The 10,223-nt window shown below is 69.7% G+C and carries 11 protein-coding genes; 8 read left to right on the top strand and 3 right to left on the bottom strand.

Going from position 1 to position 10,223, the window contains the following annotated elements:
• Positions 1–47: 47 nt before the first annotated feature.
• Positions 48–701, bottom strand: a complete 654-nt coding sequence (locus ACIRDX_RS17120) for a PEP-CTERM sorting domain-containing protein (protein WP_396626651.1) — start codon at positions 699–701, stop codon at positions 48–50.
• 260 nt (positions 702–961) lie between these two features.
• Between ACIRDX_RS17120 and ACIRDX_RS17115 the strand changes: the two genes are divergently transcribed.
• The 6 genes from ACIRDX_RS17115 (at position 962) to ACIRDX_RS17090 (ending at position 6,640) form a co-directional block, all read left to right on the top strand.
• Positions 962–3,070 carry a M3 family metallopeptidase gene (locus ACIRDX_RS17115; protein ID WP_396626653.1) on the top strand — a complete coding sequence of 703 codons (2,109 nt, stop codon included), beginning with the start codon at positions 962–964 and terminating at the stop codon, positions 3,068–3,070.
• A gap of 241 nt (positions 3,071–3,311) precedes the next feature.
• A complete protein-coding gene (locus ACIRDX_RS17110; protein WP_396626650.1) occupies positions 3,312–4,163 on the top strand; it encodes a CHASE3 domain-containing protein in 852 nt (283 codons plus the stop codon).
• Positions 4,164–4,352: 189 nt separating this feature from the next.
• The gene (locus tag ACIRDX_RS17105) at positions 4,353–4,904 is read left to right on the top strand and encodes a c-type cytochrome (RefSeq protein ID WP_396626649.1); all 552 of its coding nucleotides are present in this window, start codon (positions 4,353–4,355) and stop codon (positions 4,902–4,904) included.
• Between the two features lie 66 nt (positions 4,905–4,970).
• Positions 4,971–5,483, top strand: coding sequence for a c-type cytochrome (locus ACIRDX_RS17100; protein WP_396626648.1), 513 nt, complete (start codon positions 4,971–4,973; stop codon positions 5,481–5,483).
• Positions 5,484–5,559: 76 nt separating this feature from the next.
• Positions 5,560–6,036, top strand: coding sequence for a MarR family winged helix-turn-helix transcriptional regulator (locus ACIRDX_RS17095; RefSeq protein ID WP_396626647.1), 477 nt, complete (start codon positions 5,560–5,562; stop codon positions 6,034–6,036).
• A 52-nt stretch (positions 6,037–6,088) separates the two neighbouring features.
• On the top strand, positions 6,089–6,640 hold the full coding sequence (locus tag ACIRDX_RS17090; protein WP_396626646.1) for a YceI family protein: 552 nt from the start codon (positions 6,089–6,091) through the stop codon (positions 6,638–6,640).
• 19 nt (positions 6,641–6,659) lie between these two features.
• On the opposite strand, the gene ACIRDX_RS17085 is transcribed toward ACIRDX_RS17090, so the two are convergent.
• A complete protein-coding gene (locus tag ACIRDX_RS17085; RefSeq protein WP_396626652.1) occupies positions 6,660–7,826 on the bottom strand; it encodes a DUF1624 domain-containing protein in 1,167 nt (388 codons plus the stop codon).
• A gap of 107 nt (positions 7,827–7,933) precedes the next feature.
• Positions 7,934–8,377 (bottom strand): hypothetical protein, encoded by a 444-nt coding sequence (locus ACIRDX_RS17080; RefSeq protein ID WP_396626645.1) that lies wholly within the window; start codon positions 8,375–8,377, stop codon positions 7,934–7,936.
• Between the two features lie 161 nt (positions 8,378–8,538).
• Between ACIRDX_RS17080 and ACIRDX_RS17075 the strand changes: the two genes are divergently transcribed.
• The gene (locus ACIRDX_RS17075; protein ID WP_396626644.1) at positions 8,539–9,456 is read left to right on the top strand and encodes an ABC transporter ATP-binding protein; all 918 of its coding nucleotides are present in this window, start codon (positions 8,539–8,541) and stop codon (positions 9,454–9,456) included.
• Positions 9,457–9,460: 4 nt separating this feature from the next.
• Positions 9,461–10,201, top strand: a complete 741-nt coding sequence (locus ACIRDX_RS17070; RefSeq protein WP_396626643.1) for an ABC transporter permease — start codon at positions 9,461–9,463, stop codon at positions 10,199–10,201.
• Positions 10,202–10,223 lie beyond the last annotated feature (22 nt).

Genomic DNA, 10,223 nt, shown 5'->3' with positions numbered 1-10,223 from the left:
CAACGCAGGAAGCAGCTCCCCCTGCTTCCTGCGTGCCTGCCGGGGGCTCAGGCGCGGCGGCGACGCGCGACGAACACACCGGCCAGGCCGAGCAGCGCCAGGCTGGTCGGCTCTGGCACGGGGGGCGTGGTCCGCGAGTTGATCTCCACCTTCACGTTGTCGATCCCGAACGCCTCGTCAGTCCCGCCCTGGCTGTTCGGGTACTGGAACGTGAGCGTCAGCGCCTGCGCCGTGTGTGCCACGGTCGTCGTGAAGCGGCGGCCCTGGTCGCGATAGCCCGGGTTCTTGCCGTAGTTCGGCACAGCGAAGCTCACCGCGCCGTGTGGATTGGTCAGCAGAACCCCCGGTCCCGAGAACTCACCGAAGTAGTTCCCGAAGTTGCTGGTGTCGATGATGGCCACGCCGTTCAGGAGCACCCGGAACGTGTCGCCCCCCTGGTCGACCGAATCCCAGAACGCCAGGTCGAACGACACCGTGGCCGTCGTGTGGGCCGCCCCCGTCGCCACGTGCAGGGTGGTGGTGTCCGAGGTGTTGTTGAACAGGTGCTGCCGCCCGAAGCCGAAGGGATTGAGGCCTTCGGTGGGCGAGATCCCCCCAGCGCCCGACCACCCGTCCGGCAGCGTGTTCGTGTTCTCGAAATCCTGCGTGTAGATGACCGCGGCCGATGCCGGCGCGGCGCACGTCCCGGCGAGCAAGAGCACGCCCAAGGCTTTTCTGACCATGATTCCTCCGGGGGCGCCGAAGGGGCGCCCAATCACCTTGTCCTAACGCCGGCCCCTGGTCCCACCGAACAGTAGAGGTTCACCCATGGCCACAACAGGGGTGTTTCGCCACGGGCAGAGCGGATCGTCCGCGCCAGAAGCCATCGCCTCGACTTGACTCCGATGCCACGCCGGCGCAACGTTGTCCGCTTGGAGGACGAGTGCGACTGACCCCTTTCCTGCCCGCCGGTGTTGCCGTGATGGGCCTCCTTGCGCCCCCCGTGACCACCACCGCCCAGGCTCCCGCGACCGCCGCCACCAACCCGCTCCTGCAGGAGTGGACCGGTCCCTACGGCGGCGTGCCGCCCTGGGACAAGGTCTCTCCGGCGTTGTTCAAGCCCGCGTTCCTCGCCGCCATCGACCTGCAGCGCCAGGAGATCGCGGCGATCACGGGCAACTCGGCGCCGGCCACCTTCGCCAACACCATCGAGGCGCTCCAGCGCGCCGGACGCTCGCTCGGCCGCGTCGACGTGCTCTTCGGGGTGATGACCAACAACCGGAACTCCCCCGAGTACCAGGCGCTCGACCGCGACTTGTCGCCGATCTTTGCCGCCGCAGACGACGAGATCACGTTCAACGAGCGGCTGTTCGCACGCGTGGCCGCCGTGCAGGGCTCGATGGCGAGCGCCGGCCTCACGCCGGACCAGCAGCGGCTCACCCAGCGCACCTACGACAGCTTCGTGAGGCAGGGCGCGAAACTCGGCGCGGCGCAGAAGAAGGACCTGTCGCGCATCAACCAGGAACTGGCCAGCGCCTTCTCCGACTTCGCGACGAAGGTCCTCGCCGACGAAGACACCTGGATCACGCTGGACACCGAGGCCGACCTCGCCGGCCTGCCCCCGGCCCTGGTCTCGGCCTACAAGGCGGCGGCCGACGAGCGCAAGGTGCCCGGCAAGTGGGCCATCGTCAACACGCGCTCCTCGGTGGACCCCTTCCTCACCTTCTCCTCCCGTCGCGACCTGCGGGAGAAGGTGTGGAAGACGTTCAAGAGCCGCGGCGACAACGGCAACGCCAACGACACCAACGCCGGCATCGCCCGTATCGTCAAGCTGCGCGCCGAGCGCGCTGCCCTGCTCGGCTACCAGACGCATGCACATTGGCGCATGGACGACACCATGGCGCGCGACCCGCAGAAGGCCACCGAGCTGATGCTGCGCGTGTGGACGCCCGCCGTGGCGCGCGTGAAGGAAGAGGTCGCCGACATGCAGGCGATCGCCACCACGGAAGGCCAGGCGATCACCATCGAGCCGTGGGACTACCTGTACTACGCCGAGAAGGTCCGCAAGGCCAAGTACGCGCTCGACACCAACGAGCTGAAGCCGTACTTCGAGCTCAACAACGTGATCGCGGCCTCGTACGCGATGGCCGAGAAGCTGTACGGCCTGACATTCACCGAGGTCACCGGCACGATCCCCGTGTTCCACCCGGACGTGCGCGTGTACGAGGTGAAGGACAAGGCCACCGGCAGGCACGTGGGCGTCTACTACCGCGACGACTTCGCGCGGCAGTACAAGCGCTCGGGGGCCTGGGCCTCCGGGTACCGAGGCCAGCGCACCTTCGACGGCCCGATCACGCCGATCACCTCCAACAACAACAACTTCGTGAAGGGCGCGCCGGGCGAGCCGGTGCTCATCAGCCTGGACGACGCCGAGACGCTGTTCCACGAGTTCGGGCACGCGCTGCACGGCCTGCTGATGAACGTGACCTACCCCGGCCTCGCGGGCACACCGCGTGATTTCGTCGAGTTCCCGAGCCAGGTGCACGAGAACTGGGTGCTCACGCGTGACCTGCTCGACACCTACTTCCGCCACTACAAGACGAAGGCGCCGATGCCGCAGGCCCTCGTCGACAAGGTGAAGAACACCGCGAAGTTCAACCAGGGCTACGCCACCGTCGAGTACCTCGCCTCGGCCATCGTCGACATGCGGCTGCACCTGCTGCCCGGCGGCGTGGTCGATCCCGACGCGTTCGAGCGCGACACGCTCACGGCCATCGGCGCGCCGAAGGAAGTGGCGATGCGCCACCGGTTGCCGCAGTTCAATCACCTGTTCACGTCCGACTCGTACTCGGCCGGCTACTACAGCTACCTGTGGTCCGACGTGATGGCGTCCGATGCGTGGGCGGCCTTCGAGGAAACGGGCAGCCCCTGGGATCCGGGCGTGGCGCGCAAGTTCAAGGACATCATCCTCGCCACCGGCAACCGCATCGATCGCGCCGAGGCGTACCGTCAGTTCCGGGGCCGCGAGCCGGACGTCAACGCGTTGCTGGCCAACCGTGGCTTCCCGACGACGACTCCGGCCAAGCGGTAGCGCAGGACGTCCCCCGCTCGACGATCGCGACGCACTCATCAGCGACCTCGAGGCCTCCATGGTCTCGAGGAGCGCGCCGCGTTCGACGCCCGTTCGATCGGCGGCGTGCGCGCCCGGCTCTGCAGGTACGCCTGGCGGGCCAGCAAGAGGTCATGCCGTTGTGAGGATTTGCGCCCTAGCGGGCCGCCCGCCCGAGGCGTAGAGTCATGAGAAGGAGGGCGACCGCTCCAGTCGCGCCCGCATGATCAGGCTTCGGTCGTTGTTCGGACGCGTCTCGCCCGCCGCGCTCACGGCCGTACTGATCGTGGTGCCCCTCCTGATCGTCGCGGGCGCGAGCGTCACGGCGATCCTGACCCACAGGCAAGTGACGACCGTCCTCGAGACCCTCACCCACGCCAACGACCTGCAGCGCACCACGGCGGCGCTGTTCGCGGCGGTCACCGACGCCGAGACCGGTGCACGCGGCTTCCTCGTGACCGAGGATGCCCACTTCCTGGAGGCGTACACCGCCGGCGCCGCGCGCGTGCCGCCGCTGCTCGCCACCGCCGTGGCCACCGCCGTGGCCACCGCCACCTCCCCCGATGACGCCGCCCGCATGACGCAGGTGCAGCGCCTGGTCCACGAGCGCATGCGGGTCATCGATGGCCGCGTGGCCGAGGGGCGCCAGGGGCGCTTCCTCACCGCACGCGCCGCCGTGGCCCAGGGCGAAGGCAAGCGCCTCATGGATGCCCTGCGTCATGTGATCCAGGGCATCGACGTCGAGCAGACCCGCCTCCGCGCCGACCGCACTGCGGCGCTGCGCTCGCTGCTCCGGGTGCAGGCCATCGCGCTATGGAGCCTGCTGGCCGTGTTCGGCGTGGCGCTGGTCGGGGGCGTCCGCGAACTGCGGCGACGCCTCCACCATCACGAGCAGATCGTGACGATGTGCGCCTGGTCGCACACGATCCGCGACGGCGAAGCGTGGGTGTCGATCGAGGACTACCTGCATCGACACTACGACGTCACGATCTCGCACGGCATCTCGCCGGAACAGTTCGAGATCGCGGCCCGCACGATCGACGCGGCCCGCAGTCGACGCCAGCCATCCGTGTAGCGCGACCATCGGCCCGAACCGCCGGCCAGTCCGCCACGGGCGGCAGGCCACCGTGGCCTCGGTGCCGGTTGCCGCGGCGCCGCTCGACGCGGGCACGACGTTTCCATGGTTCTGACACAACTTTGGTTATGGGACGGTCTAGGATGGGCCGCACCAGCAGCAGGGCTGGCCCCTTCCTGGGAGAGTCAGATGACCAGAGGCCTTGCCTCAGTCGCCGCCCTCGTGTGGCTCGGCGTGTCGGCCACCGTCGCCGCACAGGCGCCGCAGGGGCCACCCCCGGGTGGTCCGCAGGGTGGTCCGCCGGGCGGCCGTCCGCCGATGAACTTCCCCACGCCCAAGAACCTCCAGGTGTTGCCCAAGGAGATGGACGGGCGCGCGGTGGCGGGCGTGATGCGGACCTTCACGCAGGCGCTCGGCGTGCGCTGCGTGTACTGCCACGTGCCGGGCGCCAACGAGCAGGACCTCAGCACCTACGACTTCGCCAGCGACGAGAAGGCCAACAAGAAGGAAGCGCGGTCGATGCTGAAGTTCACGATGTCGCTCAACCGCGACTTCCCCACCGATGTGGGCGACCCGCCGGCCGCGGGCACCCGCGTGACGTGCTGGACCTGCCATCGCGGCGACAAGGAACCCCAGACCCGTCGCCCTGATCAGCCTGGCGCGCCCGGTGGTGCCGGCGGCCCAACTGGTCCGCCGCAGGGGGCTCCGCAGGCACAGCCGCCTCGCCCGCCGCTGTTCTAGGGCGGCAAGTGCGGTAGCATGCGGCAGTCCACACGACTGCTGTCGTATCCCCGGGAGAACGTACCGATGCGTCGTCTCGTGCCCCTCGCCGCCTTCGTGCTGTGCGGCACCGTTGTCATGCTGGCTGGCCAGGCGCCCCAGGCGCCCGCGGCCGCGGCGCCACAGGCGGCTGCGCCGGCAGGCGGACCGCCTGCCGACTGGCTGCCGCCCACGCCGAAGAACCTGAAAGTGCTGCCGAAGGAAACCGACCCGAAGCAGCTCATGGAGATCATGCGCGGCTACAACGCGGCGATGGGTGTGCGCTGCGTGTACTGCCACGTCGCCGGGCCCGATCCCAACGACATGTCGGCGTACAACTTCGAGAGCGATCGCAAGGAACACAAGGAAGCGACGCGCGCGATGATGAAGTACACCGACGCCGTCAACCAGGCGTTCCCCAAGGAGGTCGGCGACCCACCCAAGCCGGGTGAGTCGTACGTGACCTGCTTCACGTGCCACCAGGGCCAGCGGCACCCGCCGCTCAAGCCGAAGGCGGCAGCCCCGGGGGCGCCGGCGGCGGCAGCGCCGCCCCGTCCGTAGGGCGCAGGCGGGCGTTCGGGAAGGGGCGCCCGCCTTTTTCGTTGACAATACGTGTTCAAACACCTATTGTCATCACATGCAGACGGACCTGCAGGCCGAGCTCAAGCAGACACGCCCCTTCCGCTCCCCCGTCGAGGAGCTGTTCGTCGGACTCCAGCGCACCGCGGCCGTCCTCGAGCATGCCTTCGAGACGGCGCTCAAGCCCTCGGGCACCACGAGCACCCAGTACAACGTGCTGCGGATCCTCCGCGGGGCCGGCGACCAGGGCCTGTGCCGCACCGAGGTCGGCGCGCGCATGGTGCGCAGGGTGCCAGACGTCACCCGACTGCTCGACCGCATGGAGGAAGCCGGCTACATCGCCCGCACCCGTGGCGGCGACGACCGCCGCTACGTGACGACCCGCATCACCCCCGCAGGCCTGCAGATCCTCGCCGAGTTGGACAGGGTGGTGCTGGCCTTTCTCGACCGCTACACCGACGTGATCGACGCCCACACGCTGCCGGTGCTCAACGAGGGCCTGTCGGCCTTGCGCCGCGCCACCGACCGTTCATGACCCCTCGGGTCGCCCCCGAGGTTTCGCCCCCCAACTTCAGGAGAACAGCATCATGACCACTGCCACTGCCCCCGCGCTCGCCACCTACGCCGTCGATCCCGCCCACTCGGAAGCCACCTTCACGGTGCGCCACCTGATCACGAAGGTGCGCGGACGCTTCGCCGAGTTCGAGGGCACGATCGGCTTCGACGCCGAGGATCCGACGCGCTCGACGGTCGCGTTCACGATCAAGGCCGCGAGCATCGACACGAACCAGAAGGACCGCGACGCGCACCTGCGCTCGGCCGACTTCTTCGAGGTCGAGAAGTACCCGACCATCACCTTCACCAGCACGGGCATCACCGCGTCGGGTGACGGCGCGTATGCCGTGACGGGTCACTTCACGATCCGCGACGTCACGCAGGCCATCACGCTGCCGGTCACCTACCTCGGCACGGCCAAGGATCCCTGGGGCAACCAGCGCATCGCGTTCGAGGCCGAGACCACGATCAACCGCAAGGAGTACGGCCTCATGTGGAATGCCGCACTCGAGACGGGCGGCTTCCTCGTCGGCGATGAGGTGAAGATCGCGCTGTCGATTCAGGCGGTGCCGGCGCAGTCCTGACGCCGCGCGCGGCGGGCGATCACCTCGCCTGCCGCGCCCTTCTCGCCGCCCAGGCACGGCACACCGGCCACAGCAGGGCGAGCACGATCACCCACGCCACGTACGTGACCCACAGCGGGTACCCGAAGCCTCGCGGAAACGCGCTGGCCGGCCCGCCCATCGACGGCACCGGCATCCACGCGAATCCCCACACCGCCTCACCGTAGCGTGCCCACGCCGCCGCCACCGCGAAGGCGTGCAGCAGCGCGAAGTGCGCGACGTAGAAGAACAGCGGCACGCGGCCGAACACCACGAGCGGATGCCCGGGCGCCGGATGGCGTGCGTCGAGCCAGGCCAGGAGCCAGGCAGCCGGCCCGAGGGTCATCAGCAGGAACGCCAGCGAGGGCGGGTACTTGGTCGTGTTGAGGAACGACACGAGCGTCAACACGCCCGACGACTGCCACGACCAGCGCGCCGGATCGCCGTACGCATTCATGGCGCGCAGCACGACGAATCCCGCCACGGCCGCCGCGCCGCCACGCAGGAGCCACCGCCGGCGGTCGGCCACGGTCCAGGTGAACAGGGGCGCCATGGCGAACCCCGCCACCATCACGGCCATCCACGGCACGAGCGGATAGCCCACGACGGCGACGATGCCGCCCGGTGTGATCACGCCAGGCACGTGCAGCACCCGCCACGCGCCGGCCCACGCCCCCAGCGACTCTGGCGACACGCCATCGGCGAGATGGTGCAAGGCGATGACCGCGCCACTCCCCCACAGCAGGACGCGCACCGGCAGGTACTGGAGCGCCGCCAACGCCACCATCGACATCCCGAGCATCCACAACACGAGCAGCAGCACGGGCCATGCCGGCGACCACGAGAAGGTCATCGCCAGTCGCATCACCGTCAGCTCGAGCACGATGAGGCCGAGGCCTCGCGACACGAGATAGCGAGCCAGCGACCCGTGTGTGTCGTCGGGCCGTTGCAGGCGCAGCCACGCGCCGGCGCCCGCCGCCCACGCGAAGACCGGCGCGCACAAGTGCGTCACCCAGCGCGTGGCGAACAGCAGCGGCGTGGTCGTCGCCAGATCGGTCGGGGCGCCGGTCATGGCGCCCGCATGGAAGAAATCACGCGCGTGGTCGAGCGCCATCAGCACGATGACGAGCCCGCGCAGGGCATCGAGGGACGTGACCCGGGTTCGCAGTGGGAGAGCCAGGAGAATGGCTCCGCGGGAGGGGCGATTCCAGCGCCGCTCCCGCGGAATGCCTCAGGTGAGGCGCCAGGCCGGCGGGCACAGCCGGCCCCGGCGGGCTACGACTTCAGCTCGTCGACCTTCTCCGTGACGGCGTCGGCCACGGCCGAGGCCTTCTCGGCCACCGTGCCGGCCACGTCCTTGCCGGTCTCGAGCACGGCGTTGGCGGCGTCGGTGGCCCCGTCGGCGACATGGCTGGCCACGGCCGCGCCCTTCTCGGCCACGTCCTTGCCGGTCTCGACCACGGCGTGGGCGGCGGCGGCGGCCCCGTCGGCCACGTGGCCGACCACGGCCGCGCCCTTCTCGTAGGCGGCACTCGCCGCGTCCTTGGCGTCGCCCGCGAGCTCGACGGCCTTGTCCTTCAGGTCCCCGGCCACTTCGGAGGCAGACGCAACGGCGGCGCTCGCCAGTTCCGAGGCGGATTCAGCGGCAGCGGAGGCAGCGTCGGCAGCCTGGTTCAGCGCGTTGGTGGCCATTTCAGCGGCCTTGTCGATCATGCTCATGTCGGGATCTCCTCGAGGGCGCGCCGGGCGGCGCGCGACTCCCCGAATCGTAGGCGCAGGCGGTTGGCACCGACACTGTGCGAAGGGCTAGCTCACGGGCGACGCGCGGCCGACTCTGCCGTGGCTTGCGCTTGCCGGCGAAGCAGGTAGGCTTGCACCGCGTGCTCCCCGTGATCGTCGTCGAGTCGCTCCGCAAGTCGTACGGCAAGGTCCAGGCCGTGCGCGACGTCTCCTTCGAGGTCCAGGCCGGCGAGATCTTCGGCCTGATCGGGCCCAACGGCGCGGGCAAGACGACCACGCTCGAGTGTGTGGAAGGCTTGCGTCGCCCAGACGCCGGCCGCATCCGCGTGCTCGATCTCGATCCGGTCCGCGATGCGCGGGCGCTCCAGCCGCGCATCGGCGTCCAGCTGCAGGAGGCCCACCTGCAGAAGCGCATCACGGTGCGTGAGGCCCTCACGCTGTGGAGCCGCCTCTACACCCACACCGTCGATCCCGATGCCCTGCTGCTGCAGTTGGGCCTGCAGGAGAAACGCGACAGCTGGTTCATGACGCTGTCGGGCGGACAGAAGCAACGACTGTTCATCGCCCTCGCCCTGATCCACGACCCTGAAGTGGTCTTCCTCGACGAGTTGACCACCGGCCTGGACCCGCAGGCGCGACGCGCCATCTGGGATCTGGTGCGCGGCATCCGGGCGCGCGGCAAGACCGTGGTGCTCACCACGCACCTCATGGAAGAGGCCGAGCGCCTGTGCGACCGCGTCGCCATCGTCGATCACGGCCGTGTCATCGACGTCGGCTCACCCGAGGCGCTCATCGGACGGCATTGCCCCGACGTGTCGGTGCGCATCGCGAGTGACGATGCCCGCACCGCGACACTGCTGTCGGCCTGCCGCTCGGTCACCGGCGTCGAGGCGGCGGGCGCCGGCGCATGGCTCGTGCGGGGAACCGGGCCGGACTTCCTTGACGACGTGCTGGCGTGCCTGACGACCAACGGCGTGCACGTGCGCGCGGTGCAGTCGCAGGTGGCGACGCTCGAGGACGTCTTTCTCCGGCTCACGGGCCACTCCATCAGGGACTGACACGATGCTGCGTGGACTCTGGACGCTCACCTGGATCGAGACCAGGATCTTCCTCCGCGAACCGCTCGGGGTCGTCGGCACGGTGGGCTTCCCCATCCTGCTGTTCCTGCTGATGCGACGCATGGGACGCGGCGTCCCGCAGACGCAGATGCCACCGCTGCTCGCTGGCGACCTTCCGATCTTCGCGGCCGTGATGACCGCCCTCAGTGCCGTCATCTCGCTGGTGGCCATCGTCGCCATCTACCGCGAGGGCGGCATCCTGAAGCGGCTGCGCGCCACGCCGCTGCACCCGGTGACCCTGCTGCTCGCGCACGTGATCGTGAAGCTCGGGTTCACCGCGCTGTCGCTCGGCGCGCTGGTGCTGGCCGGCGCGCGCAGCTTCGGACCGGCCTCGGGCGTGCCGCTCCTGTCGTTCGCGGCCGCGCTGCTGTTCACCACCCTCTGTCTGCTGTCGATCGCGTTCGTCATCGCGAGCCTGGTACCGACGGCGCGGTTCGCGCAACCGCTGGCCTCCCTCATCGTCTACATGATGCTCGGCCTCTCGGGCCTGCTCGTGAGCATCGACCGCCTCCCGCCGGCGTTGCAGGTCGTGGCGCACCTGTTGCCGCTCTCGCATGCGGTGTCACTGCTCCGCGGCGTGTGGCGCGGCGAGGGCTGGGGCGCGCACCTGCCGGAGGTGGCGATCCTCAGCGTGATGTTCGCGGCCGGCACGGCGATCGCGGCGCGCGTGTTCAGGTGGGAGTGAGGGAACGGCAGTCGGGAGTCGG

This window comes from Luteitalea sp., from assembly GCF_044337415.1.
In the GTDB taxonomy this organism is placed as follows: Bacteria; Acidobacteriota; Vicinamibacteria; order Vicinamibacterales; family Vicinamibacteraceae; genus Luteitalea.
This window is presented reverse-complemented; position numbering and strand designations above follow the sequence as displayed.

Excerpts from the sequence above, each read along its gene's own strand:
- ACIRDX_RS17115 (WP_396626653.1), top strand. The coding sequence starts at position 962 with ATGGGCCTCCTTGCGCCCCCCGTGACCACCACCGCCCAGGCTCCCGCG.
- ACIRDX_RS17110 (WP_396626650.1), top strand. The coding sequence starts at position 3,312 with ATGATCAGGCTTCGGTCGTTGTTCGGACGCGTCTCGCCCGCCGCGCTC.
- ACIRDX_RS17105 (WP_396626649.1), top strand. The coding sequence starts at position 4,353 with ATGACCAGAGGCCTTGCCTCAGTCGCCGCCCTCGTGTGGCTCGGCGTG.
- ACIRDX_RS17100 (WP_396626648.1), top strand. The coding sequence starts at position 4,971 with ATGCGTCGTCTCGTGCCCCTCGCCGCCTTCGTGCTGTGCGGCACCGTT.
- ACIRDX_RS17095 (WP_396626647.1), top strand. The coding sequence starts at position 5,560 with ATGCAGACGGACCTGCAGGCCGAGCTCAAGCAGACACGCCCCTTCCGC.
- ACIRDX_RS17090 (WP_396626646.1), top strand. The coding sequence starts at position 6,089 with ATGACCACTGCCACTGCCCCCGCGCTCGCCACCTACGCCGTCGATCCC.
- ACIRDX_RS17080 (WP_396626645.1), bottom strand. The coding sequence starts at position 8,377 with ATGAGCATGATCGACAAGGCCGCTGAAATGGCCACCAACGCGCTGAAC.
- ACIRDX_RS17070 (WP_396626643.1), top strand. The coding sequence starts at position 9,461 with ATGCTGCGTGGACTCTGGACGCTCACCTGGATCGAGACCAGGATCTTC.